This is a genomic window from Streptomyces sp. NEAU-sy36 (assembly GCF_013423905.1).
GTDB classification, from domain to species: Bacteria; Actinomycetota; Actinomycetes; order Streptomycetales; family Streptomycetaceae; genus Streptomyces; species Streptomyces misionensis.
The window spans coordinates 463,827-479,050 of sequence record NZ_CP058977.1 but is presented as its reverse complement, the minus strand read 5'-3'; the positions used below and the strand labels follow the sequence as shown (position 1 = coordinate 479,050).

General features: G+C 68.9%; 12 protein-coding genes, 1 tRNA gene and 1 pseudogene. 7 read left to right on the top strand and 7 right to left on the bottom strand.

Annotation, left to right across the window (positions count from 1 at the left end):
• Positions 1-8: 8 nt before the first annotated feature.
• The gene (locus HZZ00_RS02180; RefSeq protein WP_257585622.1) at positions 9-1,298 is read right to left on the bottom strand and encodes a transposase; all 1,290 of its coding nucleotides are present in this window, start codon (positions 1,296-1,298) and stop codon (positions 9-11) included.
• Positions 1,299-1,597: 299 nt separating this feature from the next.
• Here HZZ00_RS02180 and HZZ00_RS02175 point away from each other — a divergent pair, with 299 nt between their 5' ends.
• From HZZ00_RS02175 to HZZ00_RS02155, 5 genes are all read left to right on the top strand, one after another.
• Positions 1,598-2,191, top strand: a complete 594-nt coding sequence (locus tag HZZ00_RS02175) for a DsbA family protein (RefSeq protein WP_180330621.1) — start codon at positions 1,598-1,600, stop codon at positions 2,189-2,191.
• Between the two features lie 639 nt (positions 2,192-2,830).
• Positions 2,831-3,400: an NAD(P)H-dependent oxidoreductase gene (locus HZZ00_RS02170; protein ID WP_180330620.1), complete on the top strand. Its 570-nt coding sequence runs from the start codon at positions 2,831-2,833 to the stop codon at positions 3,398-3,400.
• A 264-nt stretch (positions 3,401-3,664) separates the two neighbouring features.
• Positions 3,665-4,030: a hypothetical protein gene (locus HZZ00_RS02165; RefSeq protein ID WP_180330098.1), complete on the top strand. Its 366-nt coding sequence runs from the start codon at positions 3,665-3,667 to the stop codon at positions 4,028-4,030.
• A complete protein-coding gene (locus tag HZZ00_RS02160; RefSeq protein WP_180330619.1) occupies positions 4,020-8,276 on the top strand; it encodes a DUF6531 domain-containing protein in 4,257 nt (1,418 codons plus the stop codon). Before HZZ00_RS02165 ends, HZZ00_RS02160 begins: the two co-directional genes overlap by 11 nt.
• A gap of 954 nt (positions 8,277-9,230) precedes the next feature.
• A tRNA-Arg gene (locus HZZ00_RS02155) sits at positions 9,231-9,303 on the top strand.
• 782 nt (positions 9,304-10,085) lie between these two features.
• Here the strand turns inward: HZZ00_RS02155 and HZZ00_RS02150 are convergent.
• The 6 genes and pseudogenes from HZZ00_RS02150 to HZZ00_RS02135 form a co-directional block, all read right to left on the bottom strand.
• Positions 10,086-10,973 carry a hypothetical protein gene (locus HZZ00_RS02150; RefSeq protein ID WP_180330618.1) on the bottom strand — a complete coding sequence of 296 codons (888 nt, stop codon included), beginning with the start codon at positions 10,971-10,973 and terminating at the stop codon, positions 10,086-10,088.
• Positions 10,974-11,356: 383 nt separating this feature from the next.
• The gene (locus HZZ00_RS02145; RefSeq protein ID WP_257585621.1) at positions 11,357-11,608 is read right to left on the bottom strand and encodes a hypothetical protein; all 252 of its coding nucleotides are present in this window, start codon (positions 11,606-11,608) and stop codon (positions 11,357-11,359) included.
• Positions 11,605-11,730 (bottom strand): DUF6879 family protein, encoded by a 126-nt coding sequence (locus HZZ00_RS39150; RefSeq protein WP_374028539.1) that lies wholly within the window; start codon positions 11,728-11,730, stop codon positions 11,605-11,607. Before HZZ00_RS39150 ends, HZZ00_RS02145 begins: the two co-directional genes overlap by 4 nt.
• 58 nt (positions 11,731-11,788) lie before the next feature.
• A pseudogene (locus tag HZZ00_RS39145) lies at positions 11,789-11,863 on the bottom strand (hypothetical protein); the annotation flags it as partial.
• Positions 11,864-12,302: 439 nt separating this feature from the next.
• Positions 12,303-12,875, bottom strand: coding sequence for a GNAT family N-acetyltransferase (locus HZZ00_RS02140; RefSeq protein WP_180330617.1), 573 nt, complete (start codon positions 12,873-12,875; stop codon positions 12,303-12,305).
• A 126-nt stretch (positions 12,876-13,001) separates the two neighbouring features.
• Positions 13,002-13,880 (bottom strand): universal stress protein, encoded by an 879-nt coding sequence (locus HZZ00_RS02135; RefSeq protein ID WP_180330616.1) that lies wholly within the window; start codon positions 13,878-13,880, stop codon positions 13,002-13,004.
• 160 nt (positions 13,881-14,040) lie between these two features.
• On the opposite strand from HZZ00_RS02135, the gene HZZ00_RS02130 reads away from it, so the two are divergent.
• Together HZZ00_RS02130 and HZZ00_RS02125 are read left to right on the top strand one after the other, a co-directional pair.
• Positions 14,041-14,469 carry a hypothetical protein gene (locus HZZ00_RS02130; RefSeq protein WP_180330615.1) on the top strand — a complete coding sequence of 143 codons (429 nt, stop codon included), beginning with the start codon at positions 14,041-14,043 and terminating at the stop codon, positions 14,467-14,469.
• 383 nt (positions 14,470-14,852) lie between these two features.
• Entirely contained in the window at positions 14,853-15,215 is a 363-nt protein-coding gene (locus HZZ00_RS02125; protein ID WP_070023809.1) for a hypothetical protein, read from the top strand.
• The last annotated feature ends 9 nt before the right edge of the window (positions 15,216-15,224 follow it).

The window sequence follows — 15,224 nt, the reverse complement described above, 5'->3', positions numbered from 1 at the left end:
ACGAACCGTCACGCCAGCCTGCGGCCGTCGGCCGCCGCGGGTTCCACGATGTCCGCGGGCTCGACGATGTCCGCGGGCACACCGCCGAGGCGGTGCAGGGCGTACGCCGCGGTGACCATCGTCATGTGGTGGTGCCAGCCCGGGAAGGACCGGCCCTCGAAGTCCAGCAGCCCGAAGTCCCGCTCCAGGGACTTCAACGAGGCCTGCGTGCGCACCGAGTGCCGCACCAGGGAGAGGACCTCGTCGGCGCGTCTGTCCGTCGGCGCGGTCAGCCAGAAGCGGATCGGCCGGCGTTCGGCGGCCGACCACTGGGTCAGCAGGCGGTACACCGGCTGCGGCGCGGTGCGCCCCGGCTCGGGCGGTACGGGCAGCCGCACCAGCCCGGAATGGACCACGAGGTGGCGCACCGGGCCGTCCGCCCGGCCCGCCGAGATCACCTGCGGCGGCCGGGCGCGCTCGCCCCGCCCGGCGTACTCACCGACGGGCAGCGGCCGGGGCTGTTCGGTGCCGCGCGCCGCGGCGGGCGCGGCGGGGAGCACGGCCTGGCTGGGGTGCAGCTCGACCACGAAGTCCAGGCCGCGCGCGGCGAGCCCGGCCACCAGGGGGCCCGCCTCCGGGGTGCAGCGCAGGTCGGCGACGACCGGCGCGGGCGGTGTGAGACCGGTCCCGGCGAGCGCGTCGACCATGCCGAGCACATGCCGGCTCACCGGCTCGGCCGCCGCGGACAGCGGCAGCCGGGCCCGGGAACGCAACCGCTCGTCGCCGCACCAGCGGTCGTCCAGCAGCAGCCGCCAGTCGACCGGCACGCTCATGTCGCCCGAGGACAGGAACAGCCCGATGCCCAGCTGGCAGTTGACGGTCCGGCCGGCCTCCGGCACGAACCGGCGGTGGACGCCCACCGAGTGCTCGCCGCGCTTGGGGATGACCGCGATCCCGGTCGCCCAGGCCGCCACCGGCATCCGGGCCACCACCTGGGCGGCGATCGCGCGCCGCGCCGGATCCCACGGCCAGGGGCTGGAGTTGATGAACTGCTGGAGCGACTGGGCCGCCGTCGCCGACCGGGGAACGGTCAGGGCGAGGTTGCGGATGGATTTCTTGCCCCGGGTGGTGAGCAGGCCGGCGAGGTAGACCTCGGCCCAGCGGCGCTGGTCGGCCCGTGGCAGATGAGCGAAGACCTCCTCGGTGAAGTCCGCGACCGTGAGCGGGCGGCCCGGCCCGTGCGGCGCACCCGGGAGCCGAGCCGTCCACACGGACGACGGTGGCACTGACACGGTGTGGTGCAGGTGCTCGTCAAGCACGTCCCCTCCAGGTCAGCTTGCTGGACGCCGGTTGCTCTGTGGTGCGTCATCGCAGGAGCGAAGACATCCAAAAAATAATACCCTCAAGAACGAATTAAAAGTGCGCACCGCGGCTCCGCGAGACTCTGCTATCTCCCGACTCTGGGCACGGGAATGCCCGTTCGACTGGGACGGCGACGAGGACAGACCGCATGCTCACGTGCGGGTGCGCGGCCCCGCGCGCGGAACACCGGTCCCACGACGGGGCGCGTACCGTCGCGGCCCGGCAGAGGGACTGCCCGGCCCCAGGGAGGTGTGCCGTGAGCGTCACCGTGCACGTGTGGTTCGACTACATCTGTCCGTTCAGCCTGATCGCGCGGAAACTGCTGACCGAGGCCGTGGCCGGGCGCGACGTCACCTGCGTCTGGCATCCGTTCGAGACCAACCCGCACTGCGTCGAGGAGGCCGGGGAGTACCCGCCGGGCGCCTGGAACCGGCTGGTCACCCCGCTCGCCGCCCGCTACGAGGTGCCGCTCGCCGGAGCGCCGCAGAACCCGCTGCGCCGGGCGCGCCTGGCCTTCGTCGGCTACCAGTACGCGCTGGACTGCGGGGCCGGACAGGCCTACAACGACCGGCTGTTCACCGCGTACTACTACCAGTGGCGGGACATCTCCGACCCGGTCGAGCTGACCCGCCTGGCCGCCGACGCCGGCCTGGACCCCGGCAACTTCCGCGACGCCGTCCTCTCCCCGCGCTACACCCGCCGCCACCTCGACGCCCTGGACCACGCCCGCGACCGGGAGGCCATCACCGGCGTCCCGGTGATCTCCGTCGCGGGCGAACGCCTGGACGGCTTCCACGGCGTCCCGGAACCGGCCCTGCTGGCGAAGGCGCTGGACAGGGCGGCGGGCTAGACCGGCGGGCCGGGGCTACGGCGGCACGCTCCCCCTTCGGCTCAGGTGCCCCCGGCCCCGTCGCGATCCCGGCCGCGCCGCTCGCGGCGGCCGGGATCGACCGGAGTGGGGTCGCCGGAGGGGAAATGTCCCTGGGGAGGAGGGGCGGGGCCGGGCCGCCGGTCCCGCGGAGAACGATCCGTGCCGTCCCGGCACGCCCCGATCCTCACCGCGGCGGCACCGGCCCGGCCCGCCCACGGCCCCCTCCTGCCACACCGAGACCAGCCGACGGCAACGAGGGCGCCGCACGAAGCACGGCCTCGAATCCTCCCGGTCCGCCCCCACGACCGCACTCCACTCCCCCTCAGCCCCCCGATCCCTACCGCAAAGGAATCCGCCCCCAGGCGGGGCCCCCGCACAACCCCGCGAAGCCCCATCCGAACCACACGCCTCCGGCCGTCACGACTTGCCCCAGTTGGCCAGGTAGGCCGCAACCGGCCCGAACGACTCCTGGTACGGGACCCTCCGTACCGACACTGGTGGCGGCCGCCGGCGCGCCGGGTGCCGCCGGCGGCCGCCGAGGACACGACGGCGGCCGTCGTGGCCGGGTCCGCGCGGACCACGGCCGCACGCCGCCCCGGCCGTACGGAGGAGACAGTCATGAACGGGTTCGGCACGCTGGTGGTGTGGGCACACCCGGACCGGGACGGCGCCGGCGAGGGCGAGCAGCCCTCACGCGTCGGCGCGGCCCTGGCACGGGCGGCGCGGGACGTACCCGGCGTCCGGGTGCACGACCTGTACCGCGCCCATCCCGACGGTGTCATCGACGTACCGGCCGAACAGCGGCTGCTCACCGCGCACCGGCGGATCGTCCTCCAGTTCCCGTTCTACTGGTACTCGGTCCCGCCGCTGCTCAAGCGCTGGCTGGACGACGTCCTGGAACACGGCTTCGCCTACGGCAGCGAGGGCACCGCGCTGCGGGGCCGCACCCTTCAGGTGGTGACGACGACGGGCGGCCCCGCCTCCTCGTACGGCCCCGGGGGCTACAACCGCTTCACCGTCCGGGAACTGCTGCGCCCACTGGAGGCGACGGCCAACCTGTGCGGCATGGACTTCCCCCCGCCCTTCGTGGTCCACGGCACCCGCACCCTCACCGACGCCGACCTGGCGGCCGAGGCCGCCCGCTACCGAACCCTGCTGGCATCCCCCGCCCTGCCCACCGCGGCCTGACAGCCGACCCGCACCCCACGCCGATCCGCTAGGACACAGTCGAAGTCAGGCGTTGCAGCTCACACGGGCCTCGTCGCAAGGGCTACGGGCATCCGAGGTTCATGGCACCCAAGATCGCGTACCTGCCGACACCGGTTAATGCCTTGGCCTGAAGTCATGCCCGACAGGAGGGGCGTTACTCCCCAATAACCCTGGCGTGGGTATTCCTTGAACCTGTCGCCCTATGGTCGGATCCGCAGCTGCTGACTGGGGAAGGCGACAGCGATGGGCGACGGCAAGATTCCCGGCAAGGTCCTGGACATCAAGACCGCCGACATCAAGGCGGCGGCGCCGGCCTTCCAGCAGGGCGCCATCGATCTGAGCAAGGCGCTGACCACGCTCATCCAGACTTTGGACGGCTTGGGTGAGCCCTGGGGCCATGACGAACAAGGTGACAAGTTCGGTGGCGTCTACAAGCCGCACCAGAAGAAGATCGAGAGTGCGGCGGGCATCCTGGTACTCGGCCTGACGAGCATTCACGAAGCCATGGCCGACATGGCGGACGGACACGTGGACAACGACGAACTCATCGCCGGCATGTTCACGGAAGTGAAAACCGGCAAGCAGAGCGACGGTACCGGTGAGCATTGAGGACAAGGCCCGCCACATCCTTCTCGACCTGGGCTTGTGGTGGCCGGAGGCCGACTCGGGCAAGCTGCGGGACGCCGCGAAAGCCTGGCGTGCGTTCGCCGACTCCGTGGACGACGTCCGTTCCCCGGTGCACCGCAGCGCGTCCGGGATCATCCACAACAACACGGGTGAGTCGATCGAGGCGTTCCGCAAGTTCTGGGGCCGCTACGCCACGGGTGAGGACGGGGGCTGGCTGAGTGATCTCGCCAAGTCCTCGCGGGACATGGCGGGCGCGCTGGACAAGTTCGCCGACGCCATCGACGACGCGATCAACAAGCTCTGGACGCGGATCGCCATCGACGCGGCCGTGATCGCTGGTGGTGTGGCGTTGGCCATCATGACCGCGGGCATCGCCTCGGGCGCGGCGGCAGCGGCGGCGGACGCGGTCATCGAGTTCGGCGCCACGGTAGGTGTCGGGGTCTCCGCCGTGGTGGCCGACATCATCGGAGGTGCCTTCGTCGGCGTCGCGTTCGGCGGGGTCGAATCGGTGACCGTGGACCTCGCCGTGGCCCAGCCGTTGCAGATGGCGACGGGGTTGCAGCACGGCTTCAGCCTGGACGAGGTGAACCAGGCCGCCAAGGACGGCATGATCTTCGGCGGCGCGCTCGGGGCGGGCGGCGGCGTGCTGAAGGCGAGCATGGAAGGCGGCCTCACCGACACCACCCCGCTGCTGCTGCGTCCGCCGTCGCTCCGCCCGGACCTGGTCGACCTGGGCCCGGCGGCCCGCAACGCCGAACGCACACCGTGTGTGGGCGAGCCGATCGACGTGGCGACCGGCGCCATGCTGATGACCCAGACGGACCTTGCCCTGCCGGGCACCCTGCCGCTGGAGTTCACCCGCACCCACCTGTCTTCCTACCGAGGCGGTGTCTGCTTCGGCCCGACCTGGGCCTCCACCCTGGACGAGTGCCTCCAGATCGACGGCGAGGGAGTGGTCTTCGCCGCGGCCGACGGCATGCGCCTGGTCTACCCGGTACCGGAACCGGGCGTGCCGACCATGCCGGTGAAGGGCCCGCGCTGGCCGCTGGAGTGGGACGGCAAACCGGACGGCGCGATGACGGTCACCGACCCGGCGACGGGTGTGACCCGCACCTTCGCCGCCCCCGTGCCCTCACCCTCCTTCGGCGTCTTCCACCTGGCCCTGGACTCCTGGTCCGACCGCAACGGCAACCGCGTCGACATCGAACGCGACGACGAGGGCATCCCGTTCGGCATCCGCCACTCCGGCGGCTACTACGTCGCCGTCGACACCCAGGGCCCCCGCATCACCGCCCTGCGCCTACTGGACGACCCTCCCTCCCGCTACCGCCCGGGCACCGCGCCCGACGAGGGCACGGTGGTGATGCGCTACGGCTACGACACCACCGGCAACCTCACCGAAGTAATCAACTCCAGCGGCGAACCCCTGCGCTTCACCTACGACACCGAAGGCCGCGTCACCCGCTGGACCGACCGCAACGGCACCTGGTTCTCGTACATCTACGACGACCGCGGCCGGGTGATCCGCACCGAGGGCATCGACGGCATCCTCTCCGGCACCCTCACCTACGACGACACGGCCCGCACGACGACGTACACGGACTCGCAAGGCCGTGTCTCGGCCCACCGGTACAACACCGAGGGCTTGGTGGTGGAGGAGACGGACCCGCTGGGGCACGTCACCCGTACGGAGTGGGACGAGTACGGCGCCCGCCCGCTCGCGGTGACGGACCCACTGGGCCACACCACGCGGTACACCTACGACGCCTCAGGCAACCTCACCGAAGTGGTTCTCCCCGACGACACGGTGGCCCAGGCGACATACAACGCCCTCGGCTTGCCAACCGAGGTAGTCGAGCCGGGGGGTGCGGTCTGGCGGCACACGTACGACGAGCGGGGCAACCGGCTGACGACCGTCGACCCGCTCGGTGCCGAGACACGGTACGCGTACGACGATGCGGGCCGTCCCACGGCGATCACGAACGCGTTGGGCAATACCCGGACCACGTCCTGTAACTTTGCCGGGCTCCCCATCGCAGTTACCGACGAACTCGGTTACACGACCACATTTCTACGGGACGTCTACGGGCGCATCACCGAAGTCACCGACCCGCTTGGCCATGTGACACGGACCGGCTGGACCGTCGAGGGTAAACCCGCCTGGCGTGAGCTCCCCGACGGCACGCGGGAGAAGTGGACCTGGGATGGTGAGGGTAACCTCCTCACTCATACCGACCCAGCGGGAAACACCACTCAACACACTCCTGGCCCGTTCGATGTCCCCGCTAGCCGCACCGATCCCGACGGCGCCCACTACGAATTCGCTTACGACACCGAACTACGCTTAACGACCGTCACCAACCCGACAGGGCAAAGCTGGAGTTACACCTACGATGCGGCAGGCCGCCTGACCGCTGAGACCGATTTCAACGGCCGCAGCATCACCTACACCCACGATGCGGCAGGTCGCCTCACTGCCCGCACTAACGGGGCGAACGAAACCCTCCTCTACACCCGGGACTCCCTGGGCCGAGTCGTTGAACAGCGTACTGGAACCGGCGACATCACCACGTACGCCTATAGTCCCAGGGGCACTCTGAGCCGCGCCGTCAACGCGGATGCCGAAGTCGTACTGGAATTCGACGCATTGGGCCGACTGCTGTCCGACAGTGTCAATGGCCGTACCATGGCCTTTTCCTACGACGCCCTGGGGCAGCGCACCCGTCGCATTACCCCCACCGGCTTGGCCTCCGATTGGACGTACGACCCAGCGGGCCGCCTCGCCGGACTCCACTCGGAGCATGGTTCACTGTCTTTCGCTTATGACGCTGCGGGGCGCGAGACCCAGTGCCGCATCGGTGATGGCGTGACTCTCAGCCAGACATGGGATGCCAACGATCGCCTCACCACCCAGACCCTGCGCTCCCCTTCCTCGGCCCGGCACGCGGAAGTTCTTCTCCAGCACCGTAGCTACGCCTATCGCCCTGACGGCTACATCACTGAGATCCGCGAGCTCACCTCCGGCACCCGTCGCTTCGACCTCGATGCGGCCGGCCGGACCACCGCAGTCCGTGCACTCGGCTGGTCGGAGACCTACGCGTACGACACCACCGGTAACCTCACGCGCGCCACGGGTCCAGGCCGTCCAGAGGCCGACGACCGCACCTTCACAGGCACGCTCCTGCGCACCGCGGGCCGCACCGGATACGAATACGACCGCCAGGGCCGCCTGGTCCGCAAGACCCGCAAACTACTCAACGGCCAGACCCGCACATGGGCTTACACCTGGAACGCTGAAGACCGCCTCACTGCAGTAGTTACTCCGGACGAGGAGCGCTGGCACTACACCTACGACCCACTCGGGCGCCGTATCTCCAAGCGTCGCGAGGCCACCGGAGGTCGCGCAGCTTCGGCAACTGATTTCAGCTGGGACGAGACCCGGCTCGCAGAGCAGACCGGGACGGATGGGCGGGCCACCACCTGGGCCTACGCGCCAGGCACGCACCGGCCTCTCACCCAGACCGATCACTGGTCTCGCACACGCACTCCGGGAACGTCCTTCCTGGCTCAGCTCGCCGGGGAGACAAACGCGGACCGCACCACACGCTTCCACGCGACCCTCACCGATCTCGTAGGTACTCCTACCGAACTGGTCACCGCTGACGGCGAGGTGGCATGGCAGCGTCGCACCACGCTGTGGGGAACCGAGTTCCCCACAGGGGCAGCCGACGGGACAGCCGTGGAATGCCCGCTTCGCTTCCCTGGGCAGTACGCCGATGCGGAAACCGGCCTGAACTACAACCACTCCCGTTACTACGACCCGGAGACCGCCCGGTACATCAGCCCCGACCCTCTGGGTCTGGAACCCGCTCCCAACCATCACGCCTACGTGACTTCGCCTCTGTCGACGTCAGACCCGCTCGGACTGACACCGTGCGGCATAGCATCAGTGACGGGACCTGCCGGGGAAACGCTGCCTCTCCCCAAGGGGGCAACTGGTACGCCGGTAGCGACAGGGAAGGGCTGGGCTTACGATATCCCGGCCGGCACCAAGGATCTCGATCCCCGGGTCACACAAGTGCGGGTCATGGATCCGGTAACAACAGGGAAGTATCAGTACCCGAACGGATACGTGGTCTACATGAACAAAGCTGGGCAGTCAGTTAATCCACTAACCGGCCAGACCGTCAGCAAAGCTGATCCTTACAATCATATCCCGATTCCATGATCTCAGTGAACAGTCTCGCTATAGCGAGGCGCGAACTCCCGAAATCCGTCAAGGTTGCCGACCCTGATCCGCTGAGGGAGGTCGACACCCTACAAGAAGCCCAATTGCTTGACTCCCGCGTGGGTCATCTGTCCTCGACGGCTGCACTCCTCTTCGAACTGCGCACCTCGCTACAATTCGACGTCGGAAATGCCGCACTACTTGTCGTGCGAGGGTTGAGGTATTTCGAATGGAAGTGTTCGCCTGCCCAAGTTCCTCTCGTGGCTCGGACAGTAGTATCCAGCCTGCCCGATCGGAATGTCGATTCATTTCGCGAGAGGTTCTTTTTCTTCCCTGACGCACAACTAGACCTTGCGGGTACGCAGGCAGAATTCTATGTTCTAGAGGTGGACGGAATCAGCGACGTTCCGCCCGACTACTCGGACATGACTCGGGAAAGCATCGCACGCGAATTGCCCTGGTGGTCCTCCATGTGTAATCCACTTCAAATGTCAAGCGTGTAGTCCCCGGTGCGAGGTAACGGTTGACACGTCGCTGCTTGAAGCCCCCTGCCAAATCATTCCGCCAGGACAGCGAATCCGGGTTCCCCACACTGGATGAGACACACCGCCTCCGACGGATCCCCGCGTACGGAGCCAACGCGCTCTGCTCATCTACCGGGTATGTCTGAGCCGAGGACTCTAGTGCTCTTGGCAGCACCCGTCGGAAACGGTGGTCACGGGGCCGATCGGTGCACGTCACCGCACGAAACGGTCATCCGGCCCAGCCAGCGCGGCTCTGCACCATCGGCGGGGCCACACGACAGCAGGGCATGACACCTCAGTGCGGTGCTGCAACCGCTAGACTATGGGCGGTGCACCACTCCGGTGACGCACCCTGTGGATGCCTGGGACCTTCAGGGGTCGGAATCCGCCCGATGCGGGTGGATTTCCACACCTTTGCCCATACATCTCCGCCTTCGTAGCTCAGGGGATAGAGCACCGCTCTCCTAAAGCGGGTGTCGCAGGTTCGAATCCTGCCGGGGGCACAGAGAAGTCGCAGAAGCCCTGCCGTCCTAGCGGACGGCAGGGCTTCGATCTTGGAGCACATATGGCACACCTGGGGTGCGCACAGAAGGTGAGGAGGGGTCGGCGGTGCCCGCGAACGACGAGCTGGCCCGGCGGCGGTACGAAAAACTGGTCGACCGCCTGGAGTCGACGATGCGCTCAAGCCCCAGTACGAGGGGTACTACGGGCAGCTGATCCAGAGCGGCGACGCCTTGGCAGGATGGGCGAACTCGAGGATGTGCGCCGCGCACTGCCCGCGAGGCCGACACCCGTCTCGGCTGGAAGCCGACCATCCGTCTCGTCGGTGGTCGGCTCTTCATCGTCGACGAGCTGGACGTACCCGAGGAGATTGAGCAGCTTGCCCCGGACGCCGCTGCCGAGGCGATAGACCGGCCTGTCATGAAGACCACTGAGCGCGCAGCTGGCCTGGCTGGTTTGCGGCCCTTGGCTACCCTTCCCCGGCACGGATCACGCACACGTCATGCTGCACCTTCGTCGATGTGGTCACGGCCTCAGCGGCTCGATGCCGGGGCGAAGCAGGTCTCGTTGCTCACGCCGCCACGGCTCGCCGGCGATCAGCGGCCTCAATCGCATGGCGAATCACGCCGGTTTCGGGCCCTACTTTCTGCCCGCAGGCTCTGCTGAACTTCGCGCCACGCATGGATGACCTCTGCCGTCTTCGCCAAGACATCGCGCACCTGCGACAGCAGCAGACTCAGGACACCTGACAGAGCCAGGATCAACAGGGCAAGGCTGTCCCAGCTCATCGGGAACCGCCTTCCCGCACCGCCGGGCCGCTGGGCTGACCAATCCGGCGTGGCAGCACTCTGTCGAGCCACTCTCGATCGGCGTTGAGGTCTTCCAGCCTCTGTCGCGCATCGTCGCCGTAAACAGGGTCACCCCACCGAAAGCGGACCTGCATGACCCCTGGCACATCGGGACGCTGGTGCTCCAGGTAGAACGTGCACTGATAACCCCGCCGTGCTGTCCCCTGCAGGCTGCAGGCGCAGTGGCGACGCGTGATCCTCAGCGGCAAGCCCCAGACATCGTCCATGAGGCGGTCGAGAAAGACGTCATGCGCGAGAGGTACGTCGCGATGCGTATCCAGCTCGAAGATCCACTCGTCGCCGGTGATCCAGGATCGAGTCGAGTAAGCAGTGCTGAAGTTCTGGAAGATCGCGATGCGGCGAAGGAGCCCTGAGCCGAGCCATGCCAGATCCCGCTCCGTCTGCACGAGTGAGGCGAACTTGCGCTCGTCCTCCAGCTCGTAAGGTGATGGCTCAATCTCATCCCACAAGGGCGCAAAGCCACCCTCTCCCAGTTCACGTCTTCGCTGTGCGAGCAAGGAGCGCCAACGAGTGCCCGGGGCTCCCCTCAGCACCAATCGGCTGTCGGTTTGCGCCAGTTGAAGGTGAAGGTCCGCCTTGCGAATACCCAGGACGCGTAGCCGCATCACACCACCGACCTGGACGCCAGGATCTGCCGACGGAAGCAGATGCGCCAACGCGTACTCGGCCATCGGGATATCCCGGCCAGGGCGGGACCCGCTGTGACTATCCAGGACCACGACGGATTGCCCGGGCATCAGACGCACGCCGGCAATTCCCACCGGGTGTGCCCACCACTCCCCTCCGCGGCCGAGCTCCTTCATCACCTGAGCTTCGAGGAGTGCTTGTTCGCCGTACGCAACCGGGAGGAACGAAACTTGACGATGAGCCCGAAGCGCCTCTGAGGCGTATTGGAACGGCTCCCCCGAGTAGCTGCTTCGGGTGCGAGCAAGATGCGTGAGACGACCACCAGCGGCCATAGCGCGATCCGTCCTCGAGTGCTGCCACCCCTAAACACTCGAAAACTGATCAGTACGCCCGTTCCCGGGCGCGCAAGAGCAGATGTCGACCACGACAGGTGCAGCGCTGGCTTCTTCGCCCCTCGGTTGGCCCTGCAGATGGGGCAGCGCAGTGCCGGGACAGGCCGCCTATCCGGCCTAGTCAGCGATAGTGCCGTAAACGCATGCGCGTCGCAACTCGCTTCTTATTACCGGTAGTTAGTCTTGAGATCACCTGACGACATGCGCGGCGTCGCTGACTTGTGGCCCAGCATCGTCTGCACGAGGTTCACGTCCGCCCCGCCGGCGATGGCGAGCGAGGCCGCCACGTGCCACAGCTTGCGCGGGGTGACCTTGAGGTGACCCAGCCCGGGCTTCACAACCGCCGGCCCGAAGGACCGCGCCGTCAGCGGTCCGCCCTGCGGTGCGGTGAAGAGCAACTCGTCACGACCTGCGCTCATGGTTCTGACCGCTGCCCTTCGGTAGGCGGATCATCGATCAGGCGCACGCGCTCGAACCGCTTTCCCGCGGCCGTCTGCTCTGCGACGTCTTCCCGCCACGCGTTGGCTGGGTCGGCGGCGATGTCCTCTCCCTTCCTGCCAGCGTATCCACCTTGGGCTGCGGCGTTCGGTGGCGTACCCGCGGCGCGTCTCCAGACACCATGCGGTGTGCCGGAACTCGCGGAAGAGGTGCGCGATAGACGAGAACGGCTCCACCTTCGCGGCCTCGGCCTTCGGCGCGTACCAGGTGAGCAGGCCGCGAGGGCAGGGTAGGGCAGTCTCCGTCGTCGCTGGTGGCGCCGATGAGCCTGAGCGCCATGCCACCTCCGGTGTCCATGGGTGGTGGGCGCCAAGAATGCGCGGGATGGCACAGCGGCGCCGTGAGTTTTCGGAAGATTGCGCGCAGGCGAGCCGCGGTAGCGATTGCACGCAAGCCCTCTCGGTTCTGGGCCGGCAGCACGCGTTCTGTACGGCTTGCGCACTCTGGAGCGCGAGGGCGACGGGTACGTCCAGGTCCGGTTCCGCCCAGGTCCGGTTCCGCCGGAACGACACCTACCGGTTGGAACACCGCGACAGCGTTCCCGCAGGGCACTACCAGACGTTGACCGTGTCGCAGGAGAAGGCCCTGCACGCGCTCCTCGGCTGGATGCTCGACTCAGGTGCCCGGTATCGCCATCGGGCGGATGGCTGCGCCGACCACGCCATAAGCGCGGTCGCCGATGGTGAACTCGCCCAGCGGGGTCATTCCGAAGCCGTCCACGTGGACTTTCCACGATGTCCGGTTGGCCAGTTCTATGAAGGCGACCATCACATCGGCTCGGCCCGAGGCTGCCTGGAGTGCCGTGTCGAACAGCCCCCGGGCCACTCCCTGCCCGCGGTAGTCGGTGGCGACCACCACGGGGCCGTAGAGCAGGAAGGGGGTGAAGCGGAGCGGGCGCCCCTGCCATTCCAGTGAGTCCTGCGCGGCCAGCAGTGCCCGGGTCGGCGGGGGCGGGCTGGGCAGGTTCTCCGGGGAGACCAGCCCGAGCAGGCCGGCCAGGCGTCCGTCGTCGTCCGCGACGAGCAGGCTGCCGTTCTCGGCCATCGACCGCAGTGCATCGGCGTCGAGGCTCCCTTGTACGAAGCCCTGCGTCGCACGCTCTTGCTCCGTCAGCGCGTCATAGTGGTTCGCCGCGAAGAGTTCGGCCATGGCCGGGGCATCGGCCGCAACGGCATGTCGGTAGTCCATGGCATTGATCCTGCCGGGTGCCGCGTCCATTGCCACGCCCATTGCGGGCAGTCACCGTACCGGCACGTTGTCCACAGGGGTGTGGAAAACTTTGCGGGCCGCCACCCGCCGGACAGGCCGCGGTGATCACTCGCCGCCGCGGACCACGGCGACCGGGCAGTGCGCGTGCTGGAGCAGGGCCTGGCTGACCGAGCCGAGCAGCAGGCCGCTGAAGCCGCCGCGGCCGCGCGCGCCGGCCACGACCAGCTGCGCGTCGCGGCTCGCCTCGATCAGCGCCGGGCGGATCCGGGACCGCACCAGGCGTCGTTCCACCGCGACCCGGGGGTAGCGCGTCCGCCACGGGGACAGGGTCTCGTCCAGCAGCCGCTGCTCCTCCTCGCGGAGCCGGTCGATGTCGACCACGATGCGCGGCTGGTCGTCCGGCCCCTCGGGCAACCGCTCGCTCCAGGCGTTCCATACGTGCAGGGCCAGCAGGTCCGCGCCGCGCACCGACGCCTCGGCGAAGGCGAACTCGACGGCGCGTTCGCCCGCCGGTGAGCCGTCCACCGCCAGCAGCACCGGACCGGCCGGGTCCGGCCTGCCCCGCACCACCAGCACCGGGCAGCGGCCGTACGCGGCCAGATGTACGGCGGTGGAGCCGAGGAGCAGGCCGCCGAACGCGCCCAGCCCGCGGCTGCCCACCACGACGAGCGAGGCGGTACGGGACTCGATCTCCAGCACCACCACCGGCTCCCCGACGGTGACCTCTCGGTAGATGTCGGTGTCCGGCGCGATCCGGTGCGCCCGTAGTTCGGCTTCGACCAGCGTGCCGTCCACCAGCTCGCGCACCCCCGCCTCGGCCCGGTTCCAGGGCGGCCCGCCGTGCGGGGGATGGATCGACGACCACCCGAAGGCATGGACCAGCCGCAGCCCGACCCCGCTCAGCGCCGCCTCGCGCGCCGCCGTCTCGACCGCCTCCAGGCTGGACGGTGAACCATCGACCCCCACGACGACCGGTTTCGCCATACCGCGCCTCCTCACCACGTCGGCCCGACCGCACGGCACCAGTCCATCGTCCGGCACCGGGCCGCGCGGCGCAGCGGACCGGGGCCAGGGCCGGACACGGACACGGACACCTTCCTTGCGGAGCGTGTTTGCCGACCGCGCGAGCGGCAACGCGAAGTCCATGAGCCAAGCGAAGAGCGGCACGAATCGAGATTCCGCAAACAACGGGAGTACGTCCGCCAAGGCCCGGCAGGCCACGGCCAAGGTGACCGCCCCCGCGTCGCAGGCGGCGGACAAGGCGGCCGAGAAGTCCGGTGACGTGGCGTCGGCGGCTCGCGGCGCGGGCGAGCGCACGGCCGAGGCGGGCAGCGCGGTGGTACGGGGCGCGGCCGAGCGGGTCCAGGCCGGCCGCCAGGCCGTCGTCGCCGCCTCGGGGCAGGCCGTGACCCTCGCCCGGACGGCATGGACGGTGATCGCCCAGCGCAAGCTGCTCGCCGCCGGGGTGGGTGCGGGCCTGTCCGCGCTGGGTGCCACGTCGTACCTGGCGGGTCACCGTGCGGGGCGCCGCACGCACGGCCCGATCACCCGTCTGACCGGCGGGCGGATCTGAGACGCGCATACGGACGGCGCGCCCGCCCCGTCGGGGCAGGCGCGCCGTAGTCCGTCGGAAGCCGGGGAACCGGCAGCCGACCCAGACGCGCACCTCGGACGGCCGCTGGTACCACGGGCAGAGGTCGGTGCCGGTCTCGTGGACGCCCGAGTCCGGGTCGGGGGCGGCACCGCCGATGGCGGCCACGCCTTCCGACCAGGGCAGGTGGGCGCCTGCACCGCGCAACCTGCGGCGGCCGGGTGGGCGGAGAGGGTGATCAGGTCCCGGTGCGTGCGAAGTCGTCGTCGAGCCAGCGCAGTTGAGTACCAGTCAGTAGATGACCGTCGGGCGATCCGCTGCTCTATGATGTTGCGATTTCCATGCTCGGGACACCAGGGGGAGCCATGTTCGAGTCGGCCGAGGTCGTCGGTGCCGAGCGGAACGCCGGTATGGAGGGGCTCGACGTACTGGTGTCGCTCGACGGCACCCAACCCGCCCCCGGCTCGGGCGACATGGGCATCTTCGGCAACCGGGGCGAGGACACCTCGGTCCGGCGGATCCCCACCACGGTCCTGCGCGAGAACCTCCAGCGCACGGTGGACGCCCTGCAAGAGGTGCTCGCCAACCTCACCGTGCCCGAGAACGGCATGCGGCTCCAGCAGGCACAGGTCTCCTTCGAGATCACCGCGACCGGGGGCATCGCCGTCGTGGGAACCTCGGCGCAGGTCGGCGCCAAGGGCGCGATCACGCTGACCTTCGGCTCCTGACCCTCCGGA